Here is a 16,460-nt window from a genome sequence, read left to right on the forward strand (position 1 = left end):
AGGCGTTTGCGTCAGGCTGAGGTGATCTTGGCCCGCGCCGAATGCAGCTTCTTGTAACTCTCGATTAGGCGCTGATGCCGCTCCAACCCTTCCAGCTTCATACTGGTCGGCGTCAGGCCATAGAACCGCACATCGCCCTTCACCGAACCAATCACCGCGTCCATCCGCTCATTGCCAAACATGCGGCGGAAGTTGGCTTCGTAATCCGCCCGTTCCAGGTCGTCGTCCAGTTCCATCTCCAGCACCGCATTCATCGCTTGATAGAACAGGCCACGCTCAGCGGTGTTGTCGTTGTACTGCAGGAACATCTCCACGCACTCTTTGGCTTCCTCGTGTTGCTGCAAGGCGAGGAAGATCAGCAGTTTCAACTCCAGAATGGTCAACTGACCCCAGGCGGTGTTGTCGTCGAACTCGATGCCGATAAGGGTGGTGATATCGGTGTAGTCGTCCAGCTCGCTTTCGATCAGACGCTCGACCAACGCTTGCAGCTCTTCCTCATTGAGGCTGTGCAGGTTGAGGATATCCGCGCGGAAAAACAGCGCCTTATTGGTGTTGTCCCAGATCAGGTCATCCACCGGGTAGATTTCCGAGTAGTCCGGCACCAGGATGCGGCACGCGGTGGCGCCGAGGTGCTCGTACACCGCCATGTAGGTTTCTTTACCCATGCTTTCAAGGATGCCGAACAGCGTCGCGGCTTCCTGGGCATTCGAGTCTTCGCCCTCGCCGGAGAAATCCCACTCAACGAACTCGTAGTCCGACTGGGCACTGAAGAAGCGCCACGACACTACGCCGCTGGAGTCGATGAAGTGCTCGACGAAGTTGTTCGGCTCGGTCACCGCCTGGCCTTCGAAGGTCGGCTGCGGCAGATCATTCAGACCCTCGAAACTGCGGCCTTGCAGCAGTTCGGTGAGGCTGCGTTCCAGTGCCACTTCCAGACTCGGGTGCGCGCCGAAGGAGGCGAAGACGCCGCCGGTGCGTGGGTTCATCAGGGTCACGCACATCACCGGGAATTCACCGCCCAGGGACGCATCTTTCACCAATACCGGGAAACCTTGGGCTTCGAGTCCCTGGATACCGGCGAGGATGCCAGGGTACTTGGCCAGCACCTCGGCCGGTACGTCCGGCAAGGCGAACTCACCTTCGATGATTTCACGCTTCACCGCGCGCTCGAAAATCTCCGACAAGCATTGCACCTGGGCTTCGGCCAAGGTGTTGCCGGCACTCATACCGTTGCTGAGGTAAAGGTTTTCGATCAGGTTGGACGGGAAGTACACCACCTCACCGTCGGACTGGCGCACGAATGGCAGCGAAACAATCCCGCGCGCTTCGTTGCCGGAGTTGGTATCGAACAGGTGCGAGCCACGCAGTTCGCCATCGCGGTTGTAAACCTTGAGGCAGTAAGCGTCGAGGATTTCGCTTGGCAGCGCGTCCTTGGGACCTGGCTGGAACCAACGCTCATCCGGGTAATGCACGAACGCTGCATTCGCCAGCTCTTCACCCCAGAACTGGTCGTTGTAGAAGAAGTTGCAGTTGAGCCGCTCGATAAACTCGCCCAACGCCGACGCCAAGGCGCCCTCTTTGGTCGCCCCCTTGCCGTTGGTGAAGCACATCGGCGAATGCGCATCGCGAATGTGCAGCGACCAGACGTTGGGCACGATATTGCGCCACGAAGCGATTTCGATCTTCATGCCCAAGCCGGCGAGAATGCCGGACATGTTGGCGATGGTCTGCTCCAGTGGCAGGTCTTTGCCGGCGATGTAGGTGCCGCCCTCGGCCGTAGAACCTGGCATTAACAACGCCTGGGCATCAGCGTCCAGGTTCTCGACTTCTTCGATGACGAACTCAGGCCCGGCCTGCACCACTTTTTTAACCGTGCAACGGTCGATGGAGCGCAGGATGCCCTGGCGGTCCTTGTCGGAGATATCCGCCGGCAACTCGACCTGGATCTTGAAGATCTGGTTGTAGCGGTTTTCCGGGTCGACGATGTTGTTCTGCGACAGGCGAATATTGTCCGTGGGGATATTGCGTGTTTCGCAGTACAACTTGACGAAGTACGCCGCGCACAACGCCGACGACGCCAGGAAGTAATCGAACGGCCCCGGTGCCGAGCCATCGCCTTTGTAGCGAATGGGCTGGTCGGCAATCACCGTGAAGTCATCGAACTTGGCTTCAAGCCGGAGGTTGTCGAGAAAGTTGACCTTGATTTCCATGGGGGCACACCAGAATAACGGCTAAACAAAAATGGCCGCCATTATGAGGGGTTTCATCTGCAAGTTTCAGGCTTTTGACCAGTGGCTGGCGAATTAGCCAACGTGTATTAACCTTTTTGCAGTTGGCGCCGATGGACTGAAGGCAACCAGGGAGTAGTCTGAATGCGCAATAACCAGCCTGTAACACAACGCGAGATTTCCCTCGCGCCGCAACAAAAACTCATCTCCGCCACGGATGTGCGCGGCGTCATCACTTACTGTAACGACGCCTTTGTCGAGATCAGCGGCTTTGAACGCGCCGACCTGATCGGCGCGCCGCAGAACATCGTACGTCACCCTGATGTGCCCCCCGCGGTTTTTGCGCACATGTGGAGCGCGCTCAAACAAGGCCAGCCGTGGATGGGCATCGTCAAGAATCGCTCGAAAAATGGTGACCACTATTGGGTCAACGCTTATGTCACGGCGATTTTTGAAGACAATAAGGTTGTCGGCTTCGAGTCAGTGCGGGTCAAGCCCAGCGACGACGAAATCCGCCGGGCCCAGGCCCTGTATCAGCGTATCAGCCGGGGCAAACCGGGCGTGCCACGCCAGGATGCCTGGCTGCCGGCCGCCGTCAGCTGCGTGCCTTACGTGGCAACCGGACTGGCTGGCAGCCTCGCTGGATTATTCCTCAGCGCACCGCTGGCCATTGCGGTGGCCGTCGCCGTCGCCGTGCCGGTCGGTATGCTTTGCTCACGCTGGCGCCAAGGCAGCACCTTGCGCCTGCTGCAAGGTGTCGAACCCTCGACTTCGGATGCGTTGATCGCGCAGATGTACAGCGACGCCCGGGGGCCACAGGCACGCTTGGAAACAGCGTTCCTCAGCCAGAGCGCGCGCCTGAAAACCTGCCTCACCCGCCTGCAGGACAGCGCTGAACAACTAAGTGCCCTGGCCGGGCAATCCGATCAGTTGGCCACTGCCAGTTCCAACGGCCTGGACCGCCAGCGTGTCGAAACCGAACAAGTCTCCGCCGCCGTCAACCAGATGGCCGCGACCACTCAAGAAGTCGCCAGCCACGTACAGCGCACTGCGGATGCCACCCAGCAAGCCAACGTGCTGACCGGACGCGGTCGTGAGGTGGCGCGGGATACCCGTGAAGCCATCGAGCGCCTGTCCACTGTCGTCGCCGAGACTGGCGTCACCGTGGCGCAATTGGCTCGGGACAGCGACGAAATCGGCAGCGTGGTGGATGTGATCAAAGGCATCGCCGACCAGACCAACCTGCTGGCGCTCAACGCGGCTATCGAAGCGGCCCGCGCGGGTGAAATGGGCCGCGGCTTTGCCGTAGTCGCCGACGAAGTGCGCCAACTGGCGCAACGCACCTCCCAATCCACCACCCAGATCCACGGGCTGATTACCCAGTTGCAGGTGTCCTCCAACAACGCCGTGAACAGCATGGCAAACGGTCAACGCCAAGCGCAGGAAGGCGTCGCTTGGGTGCTCGAAGCTGACCAGGCTCTGGTAGGCATCAGCGAAGCGGTGTCCCATATCACCGACATGACCACCCAGATCGCCGCCGCCACCGAAGAACAGAGCGCGGTCGCCGAGGAGATCAGCCGCAACATCACCACCATCGCCGAACTGGCTGACCAGACCTCGATACAAGCCCATCAATCCACAGACCTGAGCAAGGAGCTGACGAGTACCGCATCCACCCAATATGCGTTGGTTGAGCGGTTCAATCGCTGATCAGCAGTCATCCAGCACCCGTCATCGAAACGACGACGGGTGCACGCCGCAGATATTTTTCGACGAATTCAGCGCTATGTCCTAACCTTGCATAGCGCCTCGACGGATCATACCGTTGGTTGCTGAAATCATGGATGAGAGAAGGACCAGCCGTAGCGGAAACGGGTCGTTGTCCCCAGTGGTAGCACAGCTCGTTGTGTGCAGGGCGAAACTTGGCCTATCACCGCAATCCTCCCCTGAATGACCCCCTCCGCATTATGGCTTCGGCTTCGGCGAATAATCATTCCGACTCTCTCATTTAAAGGAATTTACCCATGAGCGATACACTAACGCCCGCCGCAGATGATCAACCCTTCGTACCCGATGGTCCCCCCCTGACCTCTCGCGGCGGCAGCCAATCCCCTCCGGATGACGAGTGGCTCAACCTTGAGCTGGAATATATCGACGACGACGGTAAAGTCAGGAAAGGCCATGCTTACTTTGTTGGTACCAATCCGACGTGGAGCTTCTACGACTACATCAGCGCAACCGCGTCCAACGGTCCGAAAGCCAAGTTCAAGAAAGTCTCCAACGATGGCAACTTCTTAGTCCTTGAGACTCAGGACGGCAACTATCTGTCCTGCCGAGCGGCCCCTCGCTGGTGGGTTTACCGCTCCTCGGCCTACCCGTTAGGCTGGGAGATTGTTGACGGGAAGTTGTACACCAACTATCACGACGGCGCCGTGGGTACAGTTCACCAGCGTAATGGTGCACCGGATGCCTATTACTTGCGCGTGAATGGTGGAAATACGCTGACAAACTGCAAATGGGTCAAGGCCGACAATTGACCGCTCTGTAGCCGGCAAAGGTGCCCGTTTACCGGTCACCTTTGCCGGCGTCAACGTTCCCCCTCACCGGGCCCCTGCCACCCCGTATGGGCGTGCGTGAGTTGACGCCTGACCACGCTCAGCTCGGAGGGAAAAGCGTTCTCCGGCCGCCCGCGAACCGCTGAAGAAATTGCTGTTTATGCTGACGGAATGGCTGATATGTTTCAGGCCTACGTAATCGCGCTACCCAGCAACTGGAGAGCCACGGCGTACTCTCCCTGGAACTGCCCGGTTTCAGCCAATCGCACTTGATGAGCGATCAACTGCCCCACCTGTTTGTCACCACTGACGACGCCGCCGGCGTACTGCTCGGCGGCCCAGCTCCAGACTTCCCTACCCGCCTCGACGACATGCCGCTGTCACCGGTACACCTGGTGCCGGTGGTGCTGATCACGGCTGCGGTTGGAGTATGTGCGTACCGGCGGGCGCGCGGCGCGGGAGGATCTGGTGGCACGGTTGCAGGCGGCAGGGGTTGGGCATGTCAACAGCGTATATCGGGAGAGTGTGGTCTAGCCTCGTGAGCCGCCTGGGAGATCACCCGCTGATGAAAGCGGATGTTGAGTCGAGAATCTAAAGACGGGAGCGCCCGGCCCGATATTCCTCTTGCGTTATCTCATCGCCGAAGCGGAGCGCTTCATTAAACAGGCGATTGTCGTGAGGGACTGGCTGGCTACTTTCGGGATCGCCGAAAAACCGCACAAACACGCGTTTTGAACGATGATCCCAGCGAAACATGACGTCTTCGTAAGGATAGGCTACGAAGATATCTTCTGTTTCGAATCGTTTGCCTTTACTTAATCCCATTAAGGCTTCCTACCGTGGCGTAGTTTGTCATCTGGCTCGCCACCGAGCCCATGGAAATGCGCGCCGTTAAACTGCGCGTACGCCATTGCGATGCACGTGTATAGGTGAAATGGAATCACTGCGTCGACACGTGGGAACCTACCCGCCGACTCATCTGTAGTTTGGCAACATTGCACCGTCAACTGAGCCGCGCACTAGCCCCTCTACATATGAAACTGCTTCACGAGCCTATTCAATTCGACCGCGAGTTTGGTCAGTTCAGACGTTGCAATAGCGGTCTGACTTGAACCCTCTGAAGCTTGACTTGATAGATCTCGGATGCTGATCAGGCTGCGATCCACCTCCCTGGCAACCTGAGCCTGCTCTTCCGATGCAGTTGCGATCAAAACATTGCGCTCGGTGATATTATCGATAGAGTCGGTGATTTCCACCAAAGCAGTACCGGCGCCTTGAGCTGTGTCAAGCGTTCTCTGAGCTTGGGCGTTGGTGTGGGTCATTGCCGAAACAGCCGCTCCAGTGCCTTTCTGAATCGAGCTGATCATCTGTTCAATCTCACTGGTCGACTGCTGCGTACGATGAGCCAAAGCCCTTACTTCATCCGCCACTACCGCGAAGCCTCGACCTGCCTCACCGGCACGAGCAGCTTCGATAGCAGCGTTCAATGCAAGAAGATTGGTCTGCTCGGCGATAGCCCGTATCACATCCAGAACCTTGCTGATGTCGGTCGCCATCACGGCGAGCCCTTGTACTTCTTGGGAAGCGTCTTCAACATTTGCGACCATTAAGCTGATGGCCTGAACGGTCTCATCTACGCGTGCACGACCTGCCAATGCGGCGGAGTTGGATCGATTGGCTGCTTCGGAGGCTGCTGAGGCATTTCTAGCCACTTCTTCTACGGCTGCGCTCATCTCGGTGACGGCAGTAGCGGCCATCTCGACCTCGTTATTTTGGCGCAGCATGCCTTTATTAGCATCCTCAGTGACGGCATGCATTTCTTCAGAAGTAGACGCTAACTGGCTGGACGAATCAGATATCAAAGAAAGCGTATTTCGCAGTCCCTGTTGCATGGCCTTCAAAGCCTGCATGAGCCTGGCAACTTCGTCGCTTCCTTGCACCTCAATGACCTCGCTGAGATCGTTTTTGGCAATACGCTCAGCGATGGCCAGTGACTGGCTGACCGGGCTAGTCACGCTGCGGGTATACATCAGAGCGAGAGTAATGGCAGCCAATGTGCCGACCAAGATAAAGCACCCAACAATAATTTTGGCCTGGTCGTAGATGAGAGTAGCTTCCTCGCCTGCTTTTTTAGCTTTGTTGGTGTTCAGTTCAATAAGTTTTTTTATATCCCGCTCCACAGTGTCTGCCGATTGCTTCATTGCTTCGTTAGACAATTTCACAGCGTCATCAAGACTGCCAGAAGAAATAAATGACAGGTATTGATCTTGTACTTTTTGGTAAGCGGCATAGCTTAGAGACAATTCACCGAAAACCTGTTTTCCCATAGCGGTGACTATGTACGGCTCAAGCGTCGAAAGTGTTTCTTGGACGCTTGCGCGGGCTTTACTTACGTCCTCAAGTGCTTGAGTTTTACGATTTTCCGGCTCGACAGGATTACGCAACCGCGCGTTGCTACCTCTAATACTTATAAAATCCCGGTCAATCGTTCCCAGCAAAGAGATGCTAGGCACTACGTTGGTTTCTACGAACTTTTCAGAAGCGTTCAAACTTGCCATCTGGTTAAGGGCGATGAGCCCCAACGCAATAATCACTAGGCAAAATAACCCGAAGCACAGGGCCGAGCGGGGAGCGAGATTGAGCTTGCGCAGTAACATAGGAAAACCTCTCTTCGTTTTATCTCTCTCGACGCTTCTGAACAGACCTGAAGCGCCGCTCGTCGCCCAAATGAAAACAGTCCATAAACGCGAGCGTTCAAAGAAAAAAAACATGTATCTAAATGTTATCCTTGTTAGCTCAAAGCCGAAGGCTGACTCAGCTAAGTATGGTCTGAAGTAGCCGCCTATTTCATGTTTGTTGCTGCTGCGAGTGCCTCCTAGCAGCCATTTCCCCCATTACGGACGCACCTGTCCCACGCCGCAGAGTAAATGTCGACGCGCCATCCACAGGTTCGACAAGGCGAACAGCGTCACCAGCTGAGCAGTGTTTTTCACCAAGCCCCGGAAGCGCACTTTGGTATAACCAAACTGGCGCTTGATCACCCGCAATGGATGCTCAACCTTGGCGCGAACCTGAGCCTTGGCTTTATCGATCTTGCGTATCGCTTTGTACAATACGCGGCGTTTGCCATGTTTTTTGTAGGTGCTACGCCGGGCTGCAATCTGCCAGATCACGTGGCGTCCCGCATGCTCTTCGCGCGTCTCGACACCGGGATAGGCTGCATCGGCGCAGACCACGTTCTCAGCACCGTGTAGCCGTTTGTCGACTTGGGTTATGTCCGCGACGTTGGCCGCAGTGACCGCCACGCTGTGCACCAGCCCTGACTCATCGTCGACACCAATGTGAGCTTTGGCACCGACTTAGTTTTTCAGCATGAGCGTTGGACGGCCGAAGGTTTGGAAAAAGCTGACGCGGTGACGTAGCGGAGCCTAAAAAGCACAGTCAGAACGTGTATTTCAATTTGCGATCCAGTGCCAGGCTGCCGCTGCCACGCACAGCGATGTACAGGGCGAGAAACGTCATCAGTACCGGGTATTCAATTCCCCGGTCGACCCACGGCCACGTTGGGCCGAGAGCGCAACTGATCCCTACCATTTCCAGAGCGACGATCAGAGCAACTGGTCGTACCCACAAGCCAACGGCGAGCATAAAAGCACCCAGGGTCTCCAGTAGCATGACAAGAAACGCAAGCTCGCTGGCGAACGGCAGCCCCAGGACGTTCTGCATAAGGTTGATGGAGCCTTCCATGGGATTTGCCATGGAGCCATGCGATATTCCTAACGCTTTCGGCAGGCCGTGAGTAAACAAAATAGCGCCGAAGGCCGCGCGCAAGACGGCATACATAACCGGCTCTCCCCGCGCATACAGGGGCGCTAGCGCTGGGAACAACAGGCGCTCCTGGCGGCTTACACTCTCAGTTGACAGCTGAACATCGTGTATTGATTTTTTCACATCCATACTCCTTAGAACCATTAAGCAAGCCCCGCCCCGATCAGATATAAATCCCGGTGGTTGCGAGGCGTTCTAGGGTTAGGCACTTAACGTCCCTGAGTTGGGGAACGCGTTTGCAGTGACCTTTTTAACCGACCTGGGGCCCAGCAAGTTGATCAGTTCACTGAGCGCAGGGTGGCAAAAGTGGCGCTCCATGGCCTGAGGCGACTCCCACAGGCCGGTCATAATCCAAAGGTCCTTTTTCGTATGACTTTGAAGCGCTTGATAAGTGATGCATCCAGGCGAGCCCAGGATGGTTGTCGCCAAGGATGACAAACACGATTCGCACGACGATGACGCCTCGGTCTGCACGTGGACTTCAATAATGCTGATCGCTTCAGTCACAACGGTATTGCTCGATGACTCGCCCGTTTCAGTCAACATTTCGCTTCTCCGGATACCTGCGAGGCGCGACCACCGTCAGTCGTGCGCATGCTGGCGTAGACAATATGGCCTGCGTCGGCCAACGCGCTCGCGCACATCGCGCCGAACCCACTGGATGCTCCGGTGATCAGAATAACTTGGCTCATGACATGACTCCTTGGTTGACTTAGGCGAAACCGCCATTGCTGCGAAGCACGTGCGAATTGATCCAGCCGCCGTCCGGTCCTGCCAGGAAGGCCACCGCACTGGCGATGTCCTCTGGGGTTCCCAAGCGTTCCAGCGGCGCAAGGTTGGCGATCTGCGCTATTTGTTCCGGGCTCTTGCCCTCAAAGAACAAATCAGTACCGACGGGTCCGGGTGCAACGGCGTTGACTGTGATGCGACGACCTCGCAGCTCGTTGGCAAGCACGTGTATAAGTCCTTCAACGCCTGCCTTAGACGCGATGTAGGGACCGTAGGAGGGGAACGATTTGGCGATCACGCTGGTGGACAGCGCGATAATGCGACCGCCGTCATCGACATGTGCAGCCGCTTGACCCAGTACCAGAAACGCACCCCGCAGGTTGGTGGCAATGACTTTGTCGAAGTCAGCCAGACTGCTTTCTCTGATGGTCGCCATCGGCATAATGCCTGCGCTGTTGACCACGACATCAATCCTGCCGAAAGCCTCTTTGGCGGCCGTGAACAAGGCAGCTACGTCCTCCGGATTGCCGACGTCACCCTTGACTGCGATGGCTCTGCCGCCGACAGCCTGGATCGCTGCAACTGTTTCTTCTGCCTTTGCGGTGTTGTGAGCGAAGTTGACCACCACAGCAAAGCCGTCGGCGGCGAGGCGCATGGCGATGCATTGGCCGATGCCACGAGAGCCTCCGGTAACAAGGGCCGTTTTCAAACTATTGTCAGTCATACAGGACTCCTGATTTGCAAGTCAGTGGGCGACAGTGCCCTTGAGTCCTATGTTGCTTGTTTGCCAGAACTGGATAAATACAGCTAAATGGCCAATAAAATTCCACCAGGAACAACAATAGATGGATCGCTTCGATTCACTCCAGCTGTTCGCGCGTATCGTTGAGTTGAGCAGCTTCAGCCGCGCAGCGGCAGCGCTCGACATTCCACGTGCCACCGCGACTCACGCCATCAAAGAGCTGGAAAGCCGACTGGGGATTCGACTACTGGAACGCACCACTCGGCATGTACGACCGACAGTCGACGGGCAGGCGTTCTACGAGCGATGTGTTTTCGTGCTGAGTGAACTGGACGACGCCGAGTCATCATTGCGCCACGTAGCGTCTAATCCGCAAGGATTGCTGCGCGTGGATATGCACGGTACTCATGCGACCAAGATTGTGCTGCCAAGGATTGATGAGTTTCGGGCGCGCTATCCAGGAATCGAATTGACAGCCAGTGGTGGTGATCGCTTGGTGGATCTCGTTCGGGAGGGGGTAGATTGCGTCGTGCGCGCAGGCACCCCCCAAGACTCGACTCTGGTAGCCAGGCCTCTTGCGGTAATGCCCCAGATCATTTGCGCGAGTCCTGAATACCTGACGCGTTTCGGCAGCCCTAAAAAACCTGAAGATTTGGCCGTGCATCAAACAGTAAAGTTCTTTTCGAGCAATGGCTCCTCGAATCTTCCTTTGGAATTGGTCCTCGGTGGCCAGATACGCCAGTTCACACTCAATGGCTGGATGGCAGTGAACGATGCTGAAAGCTACGTCGTATGTTCATTGCGTGGCTGCGGTCTGATTCAGGTGCCTCGTTACCACATTGAAGAGTATCTGGAAGCGGGGCGCCTGGTGGAAGTCTTGAGCGATTGGAAGAGCCCCGGCCTGACGGTTTCTGCCATGTACCCGCATCATCGGCACCTGTCGCCACGGGTACGCGTTTTCATTGACTGGCTGGGTGAGATCTACAGCGACATGTTTGGCACACTTCCAGCCAACTACTTGCAATCGACTTGAGACGCTGGGGTGTCCAGTCGCGATGAGTTTTGTGCGATGCCGGCATATGTTCGCTTTGGGGGCTGTAGGCGCCGCGCGAGCAACAGGTGGGTGGCGACCCGGCGATGGCCGTGCAGGATCTCGACGGCATGGGCGCTCACCCGGGCGTCAACGCTTTGCCGGACCAAGGCGCGTTGCTCCGCTATTGCAGCGGAATATACACATCTGTTTGCCATTGATCCTGCGGCGTCTCGGGGTAGGCGCTGAGGTAATGGAAAAACAGCGGCTGGTCACGAAGCTCCTCCCCACTGGCAGGAAGCCAATCGCGGTAAATGGGATAGATCGTTTCGCCGATGTGGTCCGGTGACCCCACGTGTCGCACCACGACGCAGCGACCGCCAGGAATGAGGAGCTCGTGCACGCCGAACGCATTCGCCGCCACAGCCTCGTGGATTTCGCCGCAGATTGCGAAGCGGAATGCTTGTGGGGGTGTCGTATCGGGGTTGTTAAAGGGAATGCCAAAGGTGCGACTCGACGCCACTGGCGACTGTCCGCTCTGTACACGCCACTCAATGAACCTGCACACGCTCTCATTGACAAGTCCCGGTGGTCCGCAGTGCTCAAGCGCGGCCACCTTGACTTCAGGGAAATCTACAATTCGTATTTGCATGGTGATAGTCCTGGAAAAGTGAGGGATTGCGAATACCGTATTCCAGACTTGCCAGTTAGGTTCCTTCCTGAAAGCACTCGGCGTGGTACCGAACGCTCGCCTGAACGCCCTGCAGAACGCCTCGGGGCTTTCAAAACCTGCATCGAATGCGGCGCACAGCACCGAGTGATCAGCGAGGGCGACCAAGCGATGTGCTGCACGCCGCAGTCGCATCAGTTGCACATAACGTGAAACCGGCACGCCTACGAACGCACTGAATTGTCGATGGAAGTGAAACGTCGAAAAGTTCGCCACCTGGCTTAACGCCCTCACCGACAGGTCGCCTTCGAGATTGGCATCTATGTAGGCGAGTACGGCGTTGAAACGTTTTGTGTAAGCGAAATGGGTCGGCATGTCAGACACGGGAAAAAGCTCCTGGAAGTACGGCCGTCAATAGAGTCGACCATAGCGTCGTGAGCACGCCTAGCCGCATTTGCTAAAGACACGCTTTGGGTTTGCCGATGCGATCCTCTTCCAAGGCGATTTAAAGGGCGGGGCAGTTCAATAATGAGACGGATCGAGCGGGCGTACCGACGCAGTGGTGCCGTACGCCGAGGCTCAGTTAAAGCTGCCCAGGTAGGAAATCGCTGTCTGGATGCCCACATTGGCTGTTATGTTTCGAGCCTCACGAGCAAAGGGAAGTGTCATGGAACCGCCAGCAACCCACGCGGCACTGCTGATCATCGATATGCAGCAAGGCATGAACCAGCCGAAGCTGGGACGTCGCAACAACCTCGACGCCGAAGTGCAGATACAGCGTTTGTTGAGCGCATGGCGCCAATCCAACCGTCCTGTCGTCCACATCCGGCACATTTCCCGCTCACCCGGCTCGGTATTCTGGCCAGGCCAGCCGGGTTGTGAGTTCCAGCCCGCGCTCCAACCGCTGGCGCATGAGCCTGTGGTGGACAAGAACGTTCCGGATGCCTTCACCGCCACCGGCCTGGAGCGCTGGTTGCATGCACGCTCGATCCGGCAGTTGGTGATCGTCGGTGTGATCACCAACAACTCCGTTGAAGCCACGGCGCGCTCCGCCGGCAACCTGGGTTTTGATGTGAGCGTGGTGGCGGATGCTTGTTATACGTTTGATCAGACTGATTTATCCGGGCGGCTGTGGCCTGCGGAGGATGTACATGCGCTGTCGCTGAGTAACCTGGCGATGGACTATGCCAAGGTTGTGGACGCCTCCGTAGTCCTGGGCGGGCTATGAATAGTTGGCGCGTCGCTGGCTTATCATTTGGCGAGCAAAGGCGCGAATGTCACCGCGCTGTGTGCAATCGCCCGGCATGCCGATGTTGTGGCGCTCACCTGCTCGACCTTGGGTCCATCCATTGAAAGAATCGCACCCGATATTCAGGTACCGATTTTGAGGGCGGATGAAGCCTTGGCCGCTACGGCGGTTCGCCACGGCGGCAAGATCGTCGTGCTTTGCGCCATCGAGACAACCCTAGAACCCACCACACGGCTATTTCACAAGGCCGCTCAGCAATCAAACGCAGAGGTTGATGTGCAGCGGGTTCCGGGTGCATGGCATCAGTTCAAGGCGGGAGAGTACCAGGACGCAGGGCTTATTCCGGCCTGATGGACTGAAGGGTCACCTGCGACAGGAAGACGAAAATGCCCTTGTTCATCGATGACCTCGCCCTCTGATCCGAACACATGGACATCCCATGGCCGCGTCGCTGGGGCTCGACAGCTCCCACGGTCGCTCAACCTACCCCCACCTCCACCACCCCACCGTTCAAACGCACCGGCCAGACGCGCAGGCGCTGGTCTGGCGCCTCCAGGCATTGCCCGTCAGCCAGGCGGTAATGCTGCTTGTAGATCGGCGCAGCCACCACCAGCTCGCCTTTGATACTGCCAATCAACCCCCTACCGATCACATTCGCCCCCGATTCCGGGTCGTGGTTATCAATGGCATACAGCGTCTGGTCTTGCGCACCCGGCAGGTAGAACAACGCCACTTGCGCGCCGTCCAACCACACCACCACGCCGGAGTTGGTCACCAGGTCTTGCCTGTTGCACACGGTTTTCCAGATGGGCTGGCTCATCACGCAATCTCCTCGATGACCGGAATCAAGTTGAGTTCAGAGGCCATGATCGGCCGGCGCTGGCCGCGCTCCTGGACGAAGTGGATGTCCGGGTCCGGGCGTTTGTCGTTGACGAAGGTGCGGAAGCGCTTGAGTTTCTCCGGGTCCGCGAGCGCGTTGGCCCACTCGCATTCGTAGCGGTCGACCACCCGTTGCATCTGCGCTTCGAGCTCGGCGCCCAGCCCCAGGCTGTCCTCAAGGATCACGTCCTTGAGGAAATCCAGGCCGCCCTCCAGGCTTTCGCGCCATACCGAAGTACGCTGCAACTTGTCGGCGGTGCGGATGTAGAACATCAGGAAGCGGTCGATGTAGCGGATCAGCGTGGCATCATCCAGGTCGGTGGCGAACAGCTCCGCATGGCGTGGGCGCATACCACCGTTGCCAGCGATGTAGAGGTTCCAGCCCTTCTCGGTGGCGATCACGCCGACGTCCTTGCTCTGGGCTTCAGCGCATTCTCGGGTGCAGCCAGACACCGCGAACTTGAGCTTGTGCGGCGAGCGCAGGCCTTTGTAGCGATCCTCGATCAGCAGCGCCATTTTCACGCTGTCCTGCACGCCGTAGCGGCACCAGGTGCTGCCCACGCAAGACTTCACCGTGCGCGTGGATTTGCCATAGGCATGCCCGGTCTCGAACCCCGCCGCGATCAGTTCGCCCCAGATGTCCGGCAGTTCATGCAGCTGCGCGCCAAACAGGTCGATGCGCTGGCCGCCGGTGATCTTGGTGTAGAGGTCGTATTTCTTCGCCACTTCGCCGATCACAATGAGTTTTTCTGCAGTGATCTCACCCCCCGGAATGCGTGGTACCACCGAGTAGGTGCCGTTCTTCTGCATGTTGGCCATGAACGTATCGTTGGTGTCCTGCAACGGCACCAAGGATGCGTCCATGATCGGCTGGTTCCAGCACGATGCCAGGATCGAGCCGACTGCCGGCTTGCACACATCGCAACCGGTGTGGCCACGGCCGTGTTTGGCCAGCAGTTCGTCAAAGGTGATGATGCCGTCCACACGCACCAAGGCGTACAGTTCCTGCCGGGTGTAGGCGAAGTGTTCGCACAGGCTTTTGTCAACGCTGACGCCACGGGCGATCAGCTCATGCTCGAACACCTGCTTGAGCAACCCGGCGCAGCCGCCGCAACCGGTGCAGGCCTTGGTCTGGGCTTTAAGCAGGCCGAGGTCGCTGCAGCCGCCGTCAATGGCTGAGCAGATCGAACCTTTGGTCACGTTGTGGCAGGAGCACACGGTAGCCGACTCCGGCAACGCGCCGGGGCCCAGGGTGGGAGCGCCGCTGGACGATGGCAGGATCAGGCTGGCCGGCTCGGACGGCAACGTGATGCTGTTCTGCATGTATTGCAGCAAGGTGTCGTAGTAGCTGTTGTCGCCCACCAGTACAGCACCAATCACATGCTTGCCCGAAGCATCCACCACCAGGCGCCGGTAACTGGCGCTGGCTTCGTCGATAAACTGGTAGCTGCGCGCGCCGGGCGTGTGGGCATGGGCATCGCCGATGGAGCCCACGTCCACACCGAGCAACTTGAGTTTGGTCGACATGTCGGCGCCCACAAACGGCTCGGCGGTTTGCTCGCAGAGCAGCGCGGCAACGCCTCGGGCCATCTGGTAGCCCGGCGCGACGAGGCCGAACAGGCTGCCGTTCCAGGACGCGCACTCACCAATCGCGTAGATATTGGGGTCGATGCTCAGGCATTCATCGTTGATCACCACGCCGCCGCGCGGGCCGATTTCCAGGCCAGCCTGGCGAGCCAGCGCGTCTTGGGCACGGATGCCAGCGGAGAACACGATCACGTCGGTTTCCAGGAATTCGTCATTGGCGAAGTTCATGCGGTAGCGATACTCCGCGCCCGCGCTGATCGACTGGGTTGCACGGGACAAGTGCACACCGACGCCCAGCCGCTCGATCTGCGCCTTGAGCGCGAGGCCGCCAAAATCGTCGAGTTGCACCGGCATCAAGCGCGGCGCGAACTCCACTACATGCGCTTCAAGCCCAAGGCTTTTCAGCGCGTGAGCGGCTTCCAGACCGAGCAGGCCGCCCCCCACCACCACGCCGCGTCGCGCATTGGCGGCCGCCTTGCGAATCGCATCCAGATCCTCAAGCGTGCGATACACCAGCCGCGAATCGCCTTCAGCGCCTTCGATGGGCGGCACAAATGGATAGGAACCGGTGGCCAACACCAGCTTGTCATAGGCCACGCAGCCGTCGGCGGTGATCACCTCGCAGCGGGCGCGGTCGATCTCCAGCACCGGCACGCCCAGGTGCAAGGTCACGCCTGGGGTCTGGTACAACGAAGCGTCGGACAATGCCAGCGACTCGGCATCACGGCCGGTGAAATATTCGGACAGGTGCACCCGGTCATAGGCGCGCACCGGCTCCTCGCTGAACACGTGCAAATGGTAGTGATCCAACGCGCCGCGTTCGATCAGTTGCGCCACACAGTGGTGACCGACCATGCCATTGCCGACGACGATCAGGGTTTTGAGACTGTTCATATAAATCACCCGACAAAGCTCATCACGGTTTAAAAAGCAAAAAAAAACGCCTGAAACCTTGCGGTTCCA

At 58.0% G+C, this 16,460-nt stretch carries 16 protein-coding genes and 4 pseudogenes; 8 read left to right on the forward strand and 12 right to left on the reverse strand.

What is annotated here, in order from left to right; genetic code table 11:
• Window positions 1-11 precede the first annotated feature (11 nt).
• Window positions 12-2,210 (reverse strand): OsmC domain/YcaO domain-containing protein, encoded by a 2,199-nt coding sequence (locus tag AACY30_RS15595; RefSeq protein ID WP_339471637.1) that lies wholly within the window; start codon window positions 2,208-2,210, stop codon window positions 12-14.
• Window positions 2,211-2,372: 162 nt separating this feature from the next.
• On the opposite strand from AACY30_RS15595, the pseudogene AACY30_RS27515 reads away from it, so the two are divergent.
• The 5 genes and pseudogenes from AACY30_RS27515 to AACY30_RS15615 all read left to right on the forward strand — a co-directional run.
• A pseudogene (locus AACY30_RS27515) lies at window positions 2,373-2,654 on the forward strand (PAS domain-containing protein); the annotation flags it as partial.
• Between the two features lie 249 nt (window positions 2,655-2,903).
• Complete coding sequence (locus tag AACY30_RS15600; protein WP_445261438.1) at window positions 2,904-3,938, forward strand: methyl-accepting chemotaxis protein; 1,035 nt, start codon at window positions 2,904-2,906, stop codon at window positions 3,936-3,938.
• A gap of 314 nt (window positions 3,939-4,252) precedes the next feature.
• Window positions 4,253-4,765 carry a hypothetical protein gene (locus tag AACY30_RS15605; protein WP_339471635.1) on the forward strand — a complete coding sequence of 171 codons (513 nt, stop codon included), beginning with the start codon at window positions 4,253-4,255 and terminating at the stop codon, window positions 4,763-4,765.
• A 108-nt stretch (window positions 4,766-4,873) separates the two neighbouring features.
• A complete protein-coding gene (locus AACY30_RS15610; protein WP_445261439.1) occupies window positions 4,874-5,056 on the forward strand; it encodes a hypothetical protein in 183 nt (60 codons plus the stop codon).
• Window positions 4,990-5,317: pseudogene (locus AACY30_RS15615) on the forward strand (suppressor of fused domain protein); the annotation flags it as partial. The gene AACY30_RS15610 and the pseudogene AACY30_RS15615, both read left to right, overlap by 67 nt.
• Before the next feature lie 57 nt (window positions 5,318-5,374).
• On the opposite strand, the gene AACY30_RS15620 reads toward AACY30_RS15615, so the two are convergent.
• The 7 genes and pseudogenes from AACY30_RS15620 to AACY30_RS15650 all read right to left on the reverse strand — a co-directional run bounded on the left by AACY30_RS15620 (window position 5,375) and on the right by AACY30_RS15650 (window position 10,064).
• Window positions 5,375-5,608 carry a hypothetical protein gene (locus AACY30_RS15620; RefSeq protein ID WP_339540638.1) on the reverse strand — a complete coding sequence of 78 codons (234 nt, stop codon included), beginning with the start codon at window positions 5,606-5,608 and terminating at the stop codon, window positions 5,375-5,377.
• Between the two features lie 203 nt (window positions 5,609-5,811).
• Window positions 5,812-7,440 (reverse strand): methyl-accepting chemotaxis protein, encoded by a 1,629-nt coding sequence (locus AACY30_RS15625; RefSeq protein WP_339540639.1) that lies wholly within the window; start codon window positions 7,438-7,440, stop codon window positions 5,812-5,814.
• A 237-nt stretch (window positions 7,441-7,677) separates the two neighbouring features.
• Window positions 7,678-8,139 (reverse strand): annotated as a pseudogene (locus AACY30_RS15630) (transposase); the annotation flags it as partial.
• An 85-nt stretch (window positions 8,140-8,224) separates the two neighbouring features.
• Entirely contained in the window at window positions 8,225-8,626 is a 402-nt protein-coding gene (locus AACY30_RS15635) for a DoxX family protein (protein ID WP_339540640.1), read from the reverse strand.
• Window positions 8,627-8,812: 186 nt separating this feature from the next.
• A complete protein-coding gene (locus AACY30_RS15640) occupies window positions 8,813-9,157 on the reverse strand; it encodes an antibiotic biosynthesis monooxygenase (protein WP_339540641.1) in 345 nt (114 codons plus the stop codon).
• Complete coding sequence (locus tag AACY30_RS15645; protein ID WP_339471631.1) at window positions 9,151-9,303, reverse strand: hypothetical protein; 153 nt, start codon at window positions 9,301-9,303, stop codon at window positions 9,151-9,153. Before AACY30_RS15645 ends, AACY30_RS15640 begins: the two co-directional genes overlap by 7 nt.
• Window positions 9,304-9,323: 20 nt before the next feature.
• Complete coding sequence (locus AACY30_RS15650) at window positions 9,324-10,064, reverse strand: SDR family oxidoreductase (RefSeq protein WP_339471630.1); 741 nt, start codon at window positions 10,062-10,064, stop codon at window positions 9,324-9,326.
• A 121-nt stretch (window positions 10,065-10,185) separates the two neighbouring features.
• Here AACY30_RS15650 and AACY30_RS15655 point away from each other — a divergent pair, with 121 nt between their 5' ends.
• Window positions 10,186-11,115, forward strand: a complete 930-nt coding sequence (locus AACY30_RS15655) for a LysR family transcriptional regulator (RefSeq protein ID WP_339427561.1) — start codon at window positions 10,186-10,188, stop codon at window positions 11,113-11,115.
• Here the strand turns inward: AACY30_RS15655 and AACY30_RS15660 are convergent.
• Both AACY30_RS15660 and AACY30_RS15665 read right to left on the reverse strand, forming a co-directional pair.
• Window positions 11,114-11,285, reverse strand: a pseudogene (locus AACY30_RS15660) (IS21 family transposase); the annotation flags it as partial. The gene AACY30_RS15655 and the pseudogene AACY30_RS15660 overlap by 2 nt on opposite strands.
• 11 nt (window positions 11,286-11,296) lie before the next feature.
• Entirely contained in the window at window positions 11,297-12,166 is an 870-nt protein-coding gene (locus AACY30_RS15665; protein WP_339540642.1) for an AraC family transcriptional regulator, read from the reverse strand.
• Between the two features lie 283 nt (window positions 12,167-12,449).
• On the opposite strand from AACY30_RS15665, the gene AACY30_RS15670 reads away from it, so the two are divergent.
• Complete coding sequence (locus AACY30_RS15670; RefSeq protein WP_339471628.1) at window positions 12,450-13,010, forward strand: cysteine hydrolase family protein; 561 nt, start codon at window positions 12,450-12,452, stop codon at window positions 13,008-13,010.
• A 27-nt stretch (window positions 13,011-13,037) separates the two neighbouring features.
• Window positions 13,038-13,382, forward strand: a complete 345-nt coding sequence (locus tag AACY30_RS15675; protein ID WP_339471627.1) for a hypothetical protein — start codon at window positions 13,038-13,040, stop codon at window positions 13,380-13,382.
• 127 nt (window positions 13,383-13,509) lie between these two features.
• On the opposite strand, the gene nirD is transcribed toward AACY30_RS15675, so the two are convergent.
• Together nirD and nirB are read right to left on the reverse strand one after the other, a co-directional pair.
• Window positions 13,510-13,851: a nitrite reductase small subunit NirD gene (nirD, locus tag AACY30_RS15680; protein ID WP_339436571.1), complete on the reverse strand. Its 342-nt coding sequence runs from the start codon at window positions 13,849-13,851 to the stop codon at window positions 13,510-13,512.
• Window positions 13,851-16,391: a nitrite reductase large subunit NirB gene (nirB, locus tag AACY30_RS15685; RefSeq protein ID WP_339540643.1), complete on the reverse strand. Its 2,541-nt coding sequence runs from the start codon at window positions 16,389-16,391 to the stop codon at window positions 13,851-13,853. Before nirB ends, nirD begins: the two co-directional genes overlap by 1 nt.
• Window positions 16,392-16,460 lie beyond the last annotated feature (69 nt).

This window comes from Pseudomonas sp. RA_5y_Pfl1_P24 (genome assembly GCF_963970945.1).
Lineage (GTDB): Bacteria > Pseudomonadota > Gammaproteobacteria > Pseudomonadales > Pseudomonadaceae > Aquipseudomonas > Aquipseudomonas tritici.